Source organism: Haloarchaeobius sp. HME9146 (assembly GCF_025399835.1).
In the GTDB taxonomy this organism is placed as follows: Archaea; Halobacteriota; Halobacteria; order Halobacteriales; family Natrialbaceae; genus Haloarchaeobius.
In genome coordinates this window covers 910,198-923,040 of the sequence record NZ_JAODVR010000001.1, presented here as the reverse complement: position 1 = coordinate 923,040, position 12,843 = coordinate 910,198, and the positions used below count along the sequence as shown (strand labels likewise).

11 protein-coding genes and 2 tRNA genes are annotated in these 12,843 nt (G+C 64.0%); 4 read left to right on the top strand and 9 right to left on the bottom strand.

Annotation, left to right across the window (positions count from 1 at the left end; genetic code table 11):
- Positions 1-224: 224 nt before the first annotated feature.
- The 9 genes from N6C22_RS04840 to N6C22_RS04800 all read right to left on the bottom strand — a co-directional run bounded on the left by N6C22_RS04840 (position 225) and on the right by N6C22_RS04800 (position 11,051).
- Positions 225-839, bottom strand: coding sequence for a 30S ribosomal protein S7 (locus N6C22_RS04840; RefSeq protein WP_261649804.1), 615 nt, complete (start codon positions 837-839; stop codon positions 225-227).
- A 2-nt stretch (positions 840-841) separates the two neighbouring features.
- Positions 842-1,270 (bottom strand): 30S ribosomal protein S12, encoded by a 429-nt coding sequence (locus N6C22_RS04835; RefSeq protein WP_261649803.1) that lies wholly within the window; start codon positions 1,268-1,270, stop codon positions 842-844.
- A 322-nt stretch (positions 1,271-1,592) separates the two neighbouring features.
- Positions 1,593-2,759 carry a tubulin/FtsZ family protein gene (locus N6C22_RS04830; RefSeq protein WP_261649802.1) on the bottom strand — a complete coding sequence of 389 codons (1,167 nt, stop codon included), beginning with the start codon at positions 2,757-2,759 and terminating at the stop codon, positions 1,593-1,595.
- A 103-nt stretch (positions 2,760-2,862) separates the two neighbouring features.
- Complete coding sequence (locus N6C22_RS04825; protein WP_261649801.1) at positions 2,863-3,282, bottom strand: NusA-like transcription termination signal-binding factor; 420 nt, start codon at positions 3,280-3,282, stop codon at positions 2,863-2,865.
- The gene (gene rpoA2 / locus N6C22_RS04820; RefSeq protein ID WP_261649800.1) at positions 3,282-4,487 is read right to left on the bottom strand and encodes a DNA-directed RNA polymerase subunit A''; all 1,206 of its coding nucleotides are present in this window, start codon (positions 4,485-4,487) and stop codon (positions 3,282-3,284) included. The genes N6C22_RS04825 and rpoA2 overlap by 1 nt, the downstream gene beginning before the upstream one ends.
- Positions 4,480-7,419 carry a DNA-directed RNA polymerase subunit A' gene (locus N6C22_RS04815; protein ID WP_261649799.1) on the bottom strand — a complete coding sequence of 980 codons (2,940 nt, stop codon included), beginning with the start codon at positions 7,417-7,419 and terminating at the stop codon, positions 4,480-4,482. Before N6C22_RS04815 ends, rpoA2 begins: the two co-directional genes overlap by 8 nt.
- A 1-nt stretch (position 7,420) precedes the next feature.
- Entirely contained in the window at positions 7,421-9,250 is a 1,830-nt protein-coding gene (rpoB, locus tag N6C22_RS04810) for a DNA-directed RNA polymerase subunit B (protein WP_261649797.1), read from the bottom strand.
- A gap of 4 nt (positions 9,251-9,254) precedes the next feature.
- Complete coding sequence (locus tag N6C22_RS04805) at positions 9,255-10,820, bottom strand: DNA-directed RNA polymerase subunit B'' (protein ID WP_261649795.1); 1,566 nt, start codon at positions 10,818-10,820, stop codon at positions 9,255-9,257.
- 3 nt (positions 10,821-10,823) lie between these two features.
- A complete protein-coding gene (locus N6C22_RS04800) occupies positions 10,824-11,051 on the bottom strand; it encodes a DNA-directed RNA polymerase subunit H (RefSeq protein WP_261649793.1) in 228 nt (75 codons plus the stop codon).
- 281 nt (positions 11,052-11,332) lie between these two features.
- On the opposite strand from N6C22_RS04800, the gene N6C22_RS04795 reads away from it, so the two are divergent.
- The 4 genes from N6C22_RS04795 to N6C22_RS04780 all read left to right on the top strand — a co-directional run bounded on the left by N6C22_RS04795 (position 11,333) and on the right by N6C22_RS04780 (position 12,570).
- Positions 11,333-11,405: transfer RNA gene (locus N6C22_RS04795), tRNA-Asp, on the top strand.
- A gap of 245 nt (positions 11,406-11,650) precedes the next feature.
- Positions 11,651-12,070 (top strand): group I intron-associated PD-(D/E)XK endonuclease, encoded by a 420-nt coding sequence (locus N6C22_RS04790; RefSeq protein WP_261649791.1) that lies wholly within the window; start codon positions 11,651-11,653, stop codon positions 12,068-12,070.
- A gap of 86 nt (positions 12,071-12,156) precedes the next feature.
- Positions 12,157-12,351 (top strand): cold-shock protein, encoded by a 195-nt coding sequence (locus tag N6C22_RS04785; RefSeq protein ID WP_261649789.1) that lies wholly within the window; start codon positions 12,157-12,159, stop codon positions 12,349-12,351.
- A 146-nt stretch (positions 12,352-12,497) separates the two neighbouring features.
- Positions 12,498-12,570, top strand: a tRNA-Asp gene (locus N6C22_RS04780).
- The last annotated feature ends 273 nt before the right edge of the window (positions 12,571-12,843 follow it).

The following is a 12,843-nucleotide window of genomic DNA, read 5'->3' as shown; positions in this document are numbered from 1 at the left end:
TGGAACGGAGCGAAACGGAGTGAAGCGAAGTGAAAGGAGTCGGCTGGGGAGGGTGTGGGTGCGGTGCTGTGCGGGGCGGTTGCAGTGACGGTCTCCACTGCCATCGGCGGAGTCACATGCTTGTAGACCCACCCGTCAGCAACACACTCTCGACAGGGCCCAACAGAAACCGAAAGTCGCCACTCACGACACGCAGAAAACCGAAAAGACAGAAATCGCAGACGTTAGCGGGCTGCAGCCGCGACGCGCTCTTTCTCTTCCTTCTGGCTGATCGGGTACGCCTGGACGTCGTAGTTGGCGGCACCGATGAGCTGCTGGGCGAGCCCTTCAGCGGCCGGGGTGGCCGTCTTGTAGGAGGCCTTGTGTGCCCCGTCCGCGATGAACTTCAGGGACTGGTCGACGCGACGCTGCGGTGCGACGTCGACGGCCTTCGGGACGGAGATGCCACCGTACTTCAGGCGGACGGTCTCCTCGCGCGGTGCCGCGTTCTCGACGGCACGGACGAGCACCTGCACCGGGTTCTCCTCGGTGCGCTCGTGGACGATGTCGAACGCCTCGCGGACGATCTTCAGCGCCTTCTGCTTCTTCCCCGTGTTCTCCTCGGTCTGCATGAGGCGGTTGGTGAGCCGCTCGACGATGGAGATCTCGGACTTCTTGAACTGCTTGGAGGCGTGACGGCCCATCGTGTGCGCGATGGGGGTGACCGTGATGTAGCGCTCCGTCGAGGGGTCACTGTACTCGATCTCAGTGATGTCCCACTTCGTGAACAGCTGTGCGCGGGCGGTGTCGTCGTCCGTGCCGGCGGGCTTCTCCGGCTCGGGAGAGTCTTCTGCTGCCATGTTTAGCGCACCGGTTTCTCTGCGTTACCGCGGACCAGTTCGATGAGCGAGACACCGTTGACCTTCTCGACCTTGTAGTTCACGCCGGAAAGGTCACCCATCGCGCGACCCTTCGCACCACCGATACCGGCGATGGTGACCTCGTCGTGCTCGTCGATGAACGAGATCGCACCGTCACCGGGACAGAACGCGGTGACCTGTTTCCCGTTCTTGATGAGCTGCACGCGGACACACTTCCGGATTGCAGAGTTCGGCTGCTTCGCTTCGATGCCGACCTTCTCCAGGACGATACCACGACCCTGCGGCGCACCCTCGAGGGGGTCGGACTTCTTGCGAAGCCCGCGCTCGCGTCGGGCGTACTCGGAGTCGGACCACCGGTGGTTCTGGCGGTCCTTCTTCAGTTTGCGTGCGGCGTATTTGCCGTTTGCCATAGTATCAGTCGCTACCTGACGGAGGCACTTAAGCCTCCCTCTTTCGACCCGGAGTTACGCCCCCAGCGGGCGCGAGAGGGTGCAAAGAAGGAATCTGAGGCAGTCTCAGAGATTCGAGTTACGGGTTCTGCGAGCGTTTTATCCAGTAAAGTCCGCGCAACGCCGCTCGTTCGGGTCGCCTGGCGTCCCGTGCCAGGCCGTACGCACACCCTGTCAGCGACCCGGTCGTCACCACTGCGAGGTGTCTCGGGCTCCCGTACAGGTGCAACCCAGCGCGGTGCTACCGGGTGACACAGGATTCGAACATCCGAAAAACCGGGGCTCAGAACAGCGGGGAGAGTTCCTCGTCGCTGTCCGAGAGCAGGTCCTCGAGGTTCGCCTCGGACTGTGACCGGATGTCCTCGATGTTCTCCAGCGCCTCGATGGCGACCTGCTGGAGTTCCTTGATCCGCGGCACGTTGGTCACGCCCGACAGCAGGACGACACACGCCACCGCGTTCTCCTTCGGGAGCGGGTAGTCGCCGCCGCGGATCTCCATCGAGCCGGTCTGCTCCTCGAGCCACTTCCGCCCGCGCTCGATGCCTTTCCGGTTGAGCCGGTTCGGCGGGCCCGCGACGACCAGCAACGCCCGCTCGGCCCCCTGGACCTCACAGGGCAGGGTGAGCCGCCCGAGCGTCGCCTTCCGGACCAGCGACGTGATGCGGTTGGTCTCGTCCACCTCGTCGAGGTCCTCCTTCGAGAAGCGCGACAGCAGTCCGCCCTTCTTCTGGTCCCCGAGCGGGTCCACCGCGTAGCCGATGGTCGAGACGCCACCACCCGCGAGCGTGTTGATTATCTCCGAGGAGTCGACCACGCTCTCTGCGACCACGTCGCCCGTTTCGATCTCGCCGGCACCGAACAGGAGCCCGAGTCGGCGGACGATCTCGTCGTTGATGGTCGCGTAGCCACCCTCCACGGACTCCCCGGTCGAGCGCCAGGCGTCGTTGTCGAACACGATGAGGTTGTCCACCTCGCGGACGAACGTCTGGAACGACCGCGCGGCGTTCAGGGTGTAGATGCCACCCTCCTGGGAACTCGGGACGATACCGAGCCCGTACACCGGTTCGCTGTAGATCCGCTTGAGGTGCTTCGCGAGGACGGGCGCGCCACCGCTGCCGGTGCCGCCACCGAGCCCGGCGACGATGAGGAACGCGTCGACCTCGTGGACCGGAACCCCGTCCAGTGCCGCCTGTACCTCCTCGATGTCCTCCTGTGCGACCTCCGCACCGAGTTCGTTGTCAGCACCGACCCCGTGTCCTTTCACCCGTGTCTGGCCGATGAGCACGCGGTTCTCCGGCGGGACATGTTCGAGGCCGTGCAGGTCCGCCTTCGCCGTGTTGACGGCGATGGCCGCGCGAACCGTCTTCCCTCGGGTCTGGCGGTCGAACTCGATGAACCGGTCGACGACCTTGCCACCCGCCTGCCCGAAGCCGATCATCGCGAGTTTCACTTCGGGACACCCCCACTGGAACGAATGTGGACCATAGTAACGACTACTGATACGACGGCGGGGTAGATAAATTTCTGCTGGGAGATGAGGTGTCGACCTGAATTCAGGTCAACTGGATGTCATCCACGTCGAAGTGCCGCGACGCGAGCCGACGCGCCGCGTCGATGTTGCGACCGTCGACGCCGATGGCGACACCCGTGTCCTCCTCGGCGACCTCCGCGTACGCGACCGTGTCACCGTTCTCGCTGATGGTGACGTGGTACACCGCCGCGGGCGCGAGCGCGTTCGCGACGAAGTCCTCGACGAGGCTCGCGTCCTCGACCAGTTTCACGTCGCGCTTGAGCTTCTCCTCGAACGTGCGGACGTGCTGTCCCCCCGGCCCGATGGCCTCGCCCATGTCGCCCGCTGCGACGAGGACGACGACCCGGTCGTCGTCGACCAGACAGTCGCGTCCGGTCGCACCCGTCACGTCTTCGAACAGCGCCAGGATACGGCGCGCCTCGTCGGACAGCGTGATCGCCATCAGTCGGCCTGTTCGGGCTGGCGACTGACCGAACCCATCTTGAGGTTCACGTCACCCGTGCCCAGCTTGATGGGCTTGCCGACGATGACGTTCTCCGTCACGCCGTTGAGGTCGTCGATCTCGCCGTGGATGGCCGCGTCGAGCAGGTGGTTGACCGTGACCTCGAACGCGGCACGCGCCAGCACGGACTCCTTCGAACCGGAGATGCCGTGCCGACCGATGGACTCGATCTCACCACGGTTCGTCATGATGTCCGCGACCAGCATCAGGTGCCGGATGTTCACGTCGTCGAGACCCTGCTCTTCGAGCGTGTTCTTCGTCTCCTCGATGATGGCCTCGCGAGCCGCCTCGATGCCGAGCTCGCGGTGGATCTCGTGGATGTTGTTACACGTCGAGCGCGACGCGTCGACGCCCTCGATGGTGAGCACGTCGCCGAAGGCCGACCCCTCGGTGTAGAGGACGAACTCCTCGCCGTCGTCGGTCTCCTCCTTGCGGATGACGACGCGGGTGACCTCCTCGATGCCCTTGAACGTGATGTCGCGCAGCTCCTCGACCAGCTGGAGCAGGTCGCGGTAGCTGGGCTCCTCGGGGCCGAACTCGATGTTCGTCCCCTGCTGGATGGTCGTCACACCGAGGCTGTCCTCGATGATGTCGGCCACCTCGCCGGCGATCTCGTCGGTGCTCTCCATCGTCGGCCAGCGCTCCTGGAGCGTGTCCGGGTTCAGGCTGACCTGCACGCGCATGTCGGCGACGTTCGTCGAGATGTCACCCAGTGCGAGGATCTTCGTCGCCTCGATCTGCCAGACGACCTCGTGGGCGCGCTCGCGTTCCGTCGCGTACTCGTCCTCGAGGTACACCGTCATCATCGGCGTGTCCGGCGTCTTCCGGGCGTCCACCAGCTCGATGAGCCGTGGCAGGCCCTGGGTGACGTCGATCTCTGCGACACCCGCGTAGTGGAACGTGTTCATCGTGAGCTGCGTCCCCGGTTCCCCGATGGACTGCGCGCTCACCGTCCCGACGGGGTCGAGCGGGTCGACCCGCGTGTCGAGGTAGCGGTGCTGGACCGCGCGAGCGATCTCGTCGGCCTGCTCGACCGTCGCACCACGCTCTTCGACCGTGCGGTACACCTCGTCTTTGAGTCGTCGCGGGAGCTCCGTGTCCTCCACGACGGCTTCTACGTCGTCGGAAACGTCGAATTCAGTCATCTGATTCCACCCCCTGCAGGAGGTCGGGGTTACGACGTGAGTCGGCGTGCTCGGAGAGGTTGGTCGGGCGCGCCTTGTCGCCGAGGAACTCCAGCTTGGAGTCCTCGTCCTCGAACTCCGCTTCGATCACGCGGTCCGCGATCTGGTCCACGTCGATACCGTGTTCGTCGTCGTACGCGACCTTCGTCGGCGAGGTACCGTCCTCACCGAACTCGAACTGGACGATGGTGTCCGAGGTGTCCCGAACCGTGCCGTCGTACTGCGTCTCCAGCTCGGAGAGCGCGTTGATGAGCCGGCGCTGCAGGTACCCGGACTTGGAGGTACGGACTGCCGTGTCGACCAGCCCCTCGCGGCCACCCATCGCGTGGAAGAAGAACTCACGCGGGGTCAGGCCGCCGGTGTAGGAGTGCTCGACGAAGCCGTGTGCCTCCGCACTCAGGTCGTCCTTCTGGTAGTGGCTCAGGGTGCGGTCCTCGTAGCCACGGTTGATGCGCTCGCCCCGGACTGCCTGCTGGCCGACACAGCCGGCCATCTGGGTCAGGTTGAGCATCGACCCACGGGCACCGGAGTTGGCCATGACGACCGCCGGGTTGTCGTCCTGGAAGTGCTCTTCCGCGATGTCACCGGCGTTGTCACGGGCCTTCCCGAGCGTCTGCATGATCTTCATCTCGAGCGTCTCGTCGACGGTCCGACCGGGCAGGGATTCGAGCTCGCCCGCCTCGTACGTCGTGATGAGCTCCTCGACGCGGTCGTACGCGTCGCCGATGGTCTCGTCGATGCGCTCCTGGGCCTCCTCCGGAATCGTCTCGTTGTCGATACCGATGGAGAACCCGAAGTGCATGATGGAACGCATCGCGAGCGCGCCGACCTCGTTGATGAAGATACGGGCACGCGTCATGCCGTACACCTTCGCGATGGTGTCGACGACCTCGCCACCGAAGGCACCGACGCCGTCCTCGTCGATGGTGCCCTCGATCATCTGGCCGTCCTCGATGACGACCGTGTCGCCCGTGTTCGACGTGAACTCCATGTTCAGGTCGTCCGGGAGCAGCTCGGAGAAGAGCTGGCGACCCGTCCAGTACGGGCGGTCCGCGTCGTCGTGGCCGGTCGGCTCCGGCAGCTCGTCGATGCGGGTCGCACGCAGCAGGTCGAGCGCCTGCGTCTCGTTGAACTGCGGGTTGTCGTGGGTGAGCAGGTAGGTGCCACTGATGTGGTCCTGGATGGCACCGATGATGTTCTGCCCGAAGCGCGGGCTGAGAATCTGCTCCTGCACGCGCATGAGGACGCGCGCCTCGGCGCGAGCCTCCTCGTTCTGCAGGGCGTGCATGTTCATCTCGTCACCGTCGAAGTCTGCGTTGTACGGCGGGCAGACGACGGTGTTGAGGCGGAACGTCTTGTACGGCATCACCACGACCTCGTGGGCCATGATGGACATCCGGTGCAGGGACGGCTGCCGGTTGAAGACGACGATGTCACCGTCGATGAGGTGCCGGTTGACCTCCCAGCCGGGGAGGATCTTCTCGGCGAGCTCCTCGCAGTTCTTCTCGGTCACCTTCAGGCGACGGCCGTCGTCACGGCGGACGTAGTTCGCGCCCGGGTGGCCCTCGGGGCCGTTACGGACGTAGCGCCGGGCGTCCTCGATGTTGCGCTCGGTGACGTTCATCGTCTGGGTCATCTCCTTTGCGACCCGGTCCGGGACACCGACCTCGTTCAGCGAGAGCGTCGGGTCCGGCGAGATGACGGTACGCGCCGAGAAGTTCACACGCTTCCCGGAGAGCGAGCCACGGAAGCGACCCTCCTTGCCCTTCAGGCGCTGGGAGAGCGTCTTCAGCGGGCGGCCGGAGCGGTGTCGCGCCGGCGGCGTCCCCGAGATCTCGTTGTCCATGAACGTCGTGACGTGGTACTGGAGCAGCTCCCACAGGTCCTCGATGATGAGCTGCGGTGCACCGGCCTCGCGGTTCTCCATGAACCGCTGGTTGATGCGGATGATGTCGACCAGCTTGTGGGTCAGGTCGTCCTCGGAGCGCTGGCCGTTGTCCAGCGTGATGGAGGGACGGGCGGTGACCGGCGGGACCGGCAGCACCGTCAGGATCATCCACTCGGGGCGGGACTTCTCGGAGCTGATACCCAGCACCTCGATGTCCTCGTCCGGGATGTCCTCGAACCAGTCGCGGATGTCCGAGGGCATCAGCTTGTTCATGTCCTCCTCGGTCAGGTCGATGTCCAGTGCCTTCTCCAGCTTCTTGCGGTCGGACTCCCGCGGGCGGAACTCGCCCGAGAGGATCTGGTTGACACGCGAGAGGTCGATGCCGGTCTCGTTGGCGAGCTCCTCGCGGCCCATCCCCTCGTCGTCCTCGTCGTCGGGGTCGGGCTGCATCGCGGCGGCGATGCGCTGGGAGTATTCACCAGTGAGGACCTGCTGGACCTCGTAGTACGTGGTCGGCTTCTCGTGCTGGATGTCGAACTGGATCTCGCCACAGTGCGGACAGCGGTCCTTCTTGCGGGCCTGCCGGATGGCGGCCTTCGTCACGTCGTTGAGGTCGCCGCTGAGTCGTCGCGTCTGGGTGAGCTGCTCGCGGAACTCCTCTTTCTCGTCCTCGGTGAGACAGAGGCGTGCGCACTCGCGGCAGGTCCCGCGGAGCAGGCGACGGATGAGCTTCGTGAACCCGACGTGGATGACGGGCGCGGCCAGCTCGATGTGACCGAAGTGCCCGTTACAGGAGCCGGAGTGCTTCCCGCACGTCTTGCACTCCAGGCCGGGGTCGATGACGCCCAGGCGCGGGTCCATCAGCCCCATGTCGATGGGGAAGCCGTCGTCGTCGTAGGTGTCCGCCGTGATGATCTTCGTGGCGGACATCTCTCGGTACTCCTCCGGGTCCATGAGTCCGAAGTTGATCTCGCCGATCTCCTTCGGTGTCTGTGAGCTTACCATGTTAGACTGCGTCCTCCAGTTCCAGTCGCGGGGCGATACCGAGCGCCTTCATCTCGTCGAGGAGGAGCTTGAACGCGTAGGACATCTCTATCTCGTGGATGTCCGTCTCCTCGCCACAGTTCGGGCAGTAGACACGGCGCTGGTCGACGTTCTCGACCGCGCTCATCCCACACTGGCCACACACGTTGATGAACTCGCGGTCGGACTCGTCGAGCAGACGCTCCTTGAGCGCCATCGCGGCACCGTGTCCGATGAGCACGTCACGTTCCATCTCACCGACACGCAGGCCACCCTCGCGGGCACGACCCTCGGTCGGCTGGCGCGTGAGCACCTGCACCGGCCCGCGCGAACGGGCGTGCAGCTTGTTCGAGACCATGTGGTAGAGCTTCTGGTAGAAGATGACCCCGACGAAGATCTCCGCTTCAATCTTCTCGCCGGTGACGCCGGAGTACATGATCTCCTTGCCAGAGGACTTGAAGCCGGCCTCTTCGAGGCCGCCGCGGATCTCCCACTCGTCCTCGCCCGTGAAGGGCGTCCCGTCGACACGCCGGCCTTCGAGTGCGCCGACCTTGCCGCCGAGCATCTCCAGCACGTGGCCGACCGTCATGCGTGACGGCAGCGCGTGCGGGTTGACGATGAGGTCCGGGACCACACCCTCCTGCGTGAAGGGCATGTCCTCCTGGGGTGCGATGTGACCGACGACACCCTTCTGGCCGTGTCGCGACGCGAACTTGTCCCCGAGTTCCGGGATACGCTGGTCGCGCACGGACACCTTCGAGAGCTTCGAGCCGTCCTCGCCCTCCATCAGGGTGACGGTGTCGACGACACCGGACTCACCGGAGCGCATCGTCACCGAGGTCTCCCGGCGCTTCTGCGGCGAGAGCCCACCCATGTCGTCCGGTTCCTCGAGGAATCGCGGCGGCGACGTCTTGCCGAGCAGCACGTCGTTCTCGCCGACGCGCGTCTCGGGGTTGACGAGGCCGTCCTCGTCCAGGTGCGTGTACGCGTCCTCACCGCGTGCACCGCGCACGTCCTGGCTCGGAATCTCGAAGCGGTCCTCCTGGCCACCGGGGTAGCGGCGCTCCTCGCCCTCGTAGGTACGGAAGAAGTGCGAGCGAGCGAGCGCGCGGTCCACGGAGCCGCCGTTCAGGACCAGTGCGTCCTCGATGTTGAAGCCCTCGTAGGACATGACCGCGACGGTGAAGTTCTGGGCCGCCGGGCGGTCGTCGTAGCCGATCTGCTCGGTGGTCTGGGTCTTCACCATCGAGAGCTGCGGGTAGTGCAGCAGATGCTGGCGGGTGTCCGGGCGGATGCGGTAGTTCGCCGCGGGCAGCCCCAGCGACTGCTTGATCATCCCTGCACCCATGGTAATACGCGGCGACGCGTTGTGCTCCGGGTACGGAATCATCCCTGCACCGATACCGAAGATGAGCTGCGGGTCGACCTCGAGGTGCGTGTGGTCCTCGTTGAGGTCGTCGGTATCGACCGCCACGTAGATGTCCTCTTCCTCCTCGGCGTCGATGAACTCGACGTAGCCGTGTTCGACGAGGTCGTCGAACTCCAGCTCGCCGTTCTGGACCGCCTCGAACTCCTCCTCGGAGATGAGCGGCTCGCCGTCCTCGACGACGAGCAGCGGACGGCGGGCACGACCGGCGTCCGCGTTGATGATGACCTCCCGGGTACGGTCTTTCACCGAGACGTTGACCATCTCGGAGACGTCACCCAGGCGTCGGGCCTCTCGAATCTGTTCTGCTAGCTGGTGTGGTTCGGGATGTGTCCCGACCAGACTACCGTTGACGTAGACTTTCGCTTCTCGCTGTTGGCTTGCCATTTGTTTAGTCGTCCGCGGGTTGCTCCGTTCCCTGTCCCTCGAGTCCGGGGATACCCTGTACCCCCATCGACGCGAGCTCGCGCTTGAGCTCCTGTTCGTCTTCGATGTTCTGCGACAGCTCCATGGCCTGGGCGAAGTTCTTCACCAGCCCACAGTTCGGTCCCTCCGGCGTCTCGGAGGGACAGATGCGACCCCACTGGGTCGCGTGCAGGTCACGTGCCTCGAAGTGCGGCTGCGACCGCGAGAGCGGCGAGCGCAGGCGACGCAGGTGAGACAGCACACCCATGAAGTCCGTCCGGTCGACCAGCTGGGAGACACCGGAGCGGCCACCCACCCAGTTCCCCGTCGCGATGGGGTGCTCCAGCCGCTCGGTCAGCACGTCGGATCGAACGACCGTGTTGACCGACAGCTGCCGGTTGCGCATGTTCGCGCGTTCGAGCTGGTACTTCACGTCACGCGCCAGCTTGTTCAGCGCGGTCCGGAACAGGTCCTTCATCAGGTCGCCCGAGACCTTGAGCCGCTTGTTGGCGTAGTGGTCCTTGTCGTCCGAGTCGCGACGCTGCAGTGCGAGCTCGAAACACGCCTCGGCCATCCGGCAGAGGTAGAACGCCTTGTTGATGCGAACGTCCTCTTCCTCGACGCCGTCCTCGTGGAGGTGCGGGAGGAGGTAGCGGTCGATGACGTAGTTCGCACGCTTGAGCTGGTAGTTCTTGCCCTGCCCGGAGGCGACGCGCTTCCCGAGCTTCTCGATGGCTTCCTCCTGGGACTGGACCTCGGCGGCCTCCAGGTTCTCCAGCATGTACTTGACGACCTCGGGGTCGTCGCTGACGCGGTGGACGATCTCCTCGTCGGATTCGAGTCCGAGCGCACGCACGAGCGTCACGAAGTTGATGCTCCCCGAGACCGACGGGAACGAGACCTCGAGCAGGCCCTCACGGTTCCGCTCGGTCAGCACCAGGGCACGGTAGCCACGGCGCTGGCTGAACGTCTTCGCGACCTGGATCTCGTCACCGTACTTGGTGTCGTACTCCGCGAGGATCTTGTTCGGCGCGAGGTCCTCGCTCGTCATCAGGACGCGCTCGGACCCGTTGACGATGAAGTAGCCACCGGGGTCGGCGGGGTCCTCACCGATCTCGATGAGTTCCTCGTCGGAGAAGCCCGCGATGTTACACTTCTCGGAGCCGACCATGATGGGCATCCGTCCCACCTTGGTCTCCGTGGAGTCCACCACGCGCTCTTCACCTTCCTCGCCCTTCACGATGGACATCTCCATGAACACGGGTGCGGAGTAGGTGATGTTGCGCAGGCGAGCCTCCTGCGGGTACAGCAGTTCTTCGGAACCGTCGGCCTCACGCACACGCGGGGTCACGACGCGAACGTCGCCCAGCTCCACGTGGACCGGTTCCTCGCCTTCCTTGTCGCCGATGTCCGTCTCGATGGTCGCCTTCTCGTCGACGACCTCCTGCATGCCACGCGTCAGGAACGCGTTGAACGACCGGAAGTGGTGCTCTGCGAGTCTGTCCTTCGAGAAGTACTCCTTCGAAATCGCGCGTCGTTTTGATCGGTCCATTATTCACTCCACCACGAGTCGGTATACTACGGCTTCGTCTGTTGTTCGCGAGTTCCGAACGACTTTGATCACGTCGTTGACCTCGGCATCGTCGGGGAGCGCAGGGTCCGTGCGCTTGATCTTCGGAAGGTCTGTACTATCGATGTCGTACTCCGTAAGCACGTCCTCGAGCTCGTCCTCGTCGAGGATGGTGTGCTCCGGAACCATTTCATGTTGGCTTACGTCTACCATGGGTGTGTCTGGCCAGAGGGAGAAGCGGCTGTCACGAGATACTACAGGTCACTATTAGTGGGACCCATTTAACGCTTGCCAAGTCGTCCGAGACTTAGCGCTATCGGTTCCCGTCAATCCGACGGGGGTTCGCAGGACCGAGGTGTCCCAGTTGCGAATAGATGTTACAGTCTCACGATTGTACTACTGTACTAAATGGTTTGCCCCACGGCCTCCCCTACCACACGTCCATCGATTGGAAAGCCTTAATACTGCGACTGCGAAACGAATGGTTGCAGGGAGCCCGGGTGGTGTAGTGGCCCATCATACGACCCTGTCACGGTCGTGACGCGGGTTCAAATCCCGCCTCGGGCGCTTTTCGAGCGAACTATTCCAACGAGCACCGCGTAGCGTGTGCTCGTCTCCGTGAGCGAGAAAGCCACAGACAAAGGGATTTGAACCAGCGAGCACGCAGCTCGCGTTAGCGAGACCGTGCGAGTGAGGTTCAAATCCCGCCTCGGGCACTTCTTCGATTTCAACTCCACGAGCGGTCTGCCCCCAGCGTCGACCAGCGGCGTCTCCGACCGAGAGATTATCAACGATATCGACTCAGCATCGGCATGAATCCATCTCGAAAAGGGGACGAGACTGAGGCGGTCATTCTCGGCGCACTGATGCGCCTGGGTCTCTCCGTCTCGGTCCCGTTCGGCGACAGCGACCGGTACGATATGGTCGTCGACGACGGTGACGACTGCTACCGCGTGCAGTGCAAGACCGGAAGCTGGGTGAACGGCGCGGTTCGGTTCAAGCTCTACAGTTCGACCGTCGGCACCGACGGACGGGTGAACACGGACTACACCGCGGACGAGATCGACGCGTACGCGGTCCACTCGCGAGAGATGGAGCAGGTCTACTGGGTTCCGATCGCAGACACCGGGTCCGGAGAGATGCGGCTCCGCGTCGAGGACCCCCATCCGAAGGCACCACGGTCCCGAATCAACTGGGCAGCCGAGTACGAGGTCTCCCATCGGTTCGGGTGACCGCTGTCGATTCGCCAGAACCACCGAATCGTGGTACTTCACCTCTCGGAACCCTTATCCGTCCGGGGCCGGTCTCATCAGAGGCAATGGCGACAGGCAAGGTTGACTTCTTCAACGACACTGGCGGTTACGGCTTTATCGACACCGAGGACGCGGACGAGGACGTTTTCTTCCACATGGAGGACGTTGGCGGACCGGACCTCGAAGAGGGCGAAGAGATCGAATTCGAAATCGAGGACTCCCCCAAGGGTCCGCGCGCCGCGAACGTCGTCCGTCTCTAAGACTCGGCGACCTTCGTAGATACATTCTTTCAGTCCCGACCGCATAGCCGCCGGCTCGCGATTTCGAGCGCAGTGAGAACGCGGGGCACAGGGCCGACGATTGAAAAGGCATAAAAGTACCCGGCAGTTAGCAATGAGTGCAGGGAGCCCGGGTGGTGTAGTGGCCCATCATACGACCCTGTCACGGTCGTGACGCGGGTTCAAATCCCGCCTCGGGCGCTTTCTGACGAACTCAACCCACGAGCAACCAGCTTTGCTGTGTTGCGAGCACAACGAGTTCGTCGAACACGCCGACAAGGGATTTGAACCAGCGAGCACGCAGCTCGCGTTAGCGAGACCGTGCGAGCGAGGTTCAAATCCCGCCTCAGGCGCTTTTCGAGTGAACTCTCTCACAGTACTCCGAACGGGCTCACCAGAAGCAGCGAGTGCTGTTGTACGCCCAACAGGAAGGGCGGGATACGACCACCACCGAGCAGGCAGGCGATTTTATCG

What these genes read in the sequence shown, in the direction of transcription:
- N6C22_RS04840 (WP_261649804.1), bottom strand. Translation starts at nt 839, where the DNA reads ATGGCAGCAGAAGACTCTCCCGAGCCGGAGAAGCCCGCCGGCACGGAC.
- N6C22_RS04835 (WP_261649803.1), bottom strand. Translation starts at nt 1,270, where the DNA reads ATGGCAAACGGCAAATACGCCGCACGCAAACTGAAGAAGGACCGCCAG.
- N6C22_RS04825 (WP_261649801.1), bottom strand. Translation starts at nt 3,282, where the DNA reads ATGGCGATCACGCTGTCCGACGAGGCGCGCCGTATCCTGGCGCTGTTC.
- rpoA2 (WP_261649800.1), bottom strand. Translation starts at nt 4,487, where the DNA reads ATGACTGAATTCGACGTTTCCGACGACGTAGAAGCCGTCGTGGAGGAC.
- N6C22_RS04815 (WP_261649799.1), bottom strand. Translation starts at nt 7,419, where the DNA reads ATGGTAAGCTCACAGACACCGAAGGAGATCGGCGAGATCAACTTCGGA.
- rpoB (WP_261649797.1), bottom strand. Translation starts at nt 9,250, where the DNA reads ATGGCAAGCCAACAGCGAGAAGCGAAAGTCTACGTCAACGGTAGTCTG.
- N6C22_RS04805 (WP_261649795.1), bottom strand. Translation starts at nt 10,820, where the DNA reads ATGGACCGATCAAAACGACGCGCGATTTCGAAGGAGTACTTCTCGAAG.
- N6C22_RS04800 (WP_261649793.1), bottom strand. Translation starts at nt 11,051, where the DNA reads ATGGTAGACGTAAGCCAACATGAAATGGTTCCGGAGCACACCATCCTC.
- N6C22_RS04790 (WP_261649791.1), top strand. Translation starts at nt 11,651, where the DNA reads ATGAATCCATCTCGAAAAGGGGACGAGACTGAGGCGGTCATTCTCGGC.
- N6C22_RS04785 (WP_261649789.1), top strand. Translation starts at nt 12,157, where the DNA reads ATGGCGACAGGCAAGGTTGACTTCTTCAACGACACTGGCGGTTACGGC.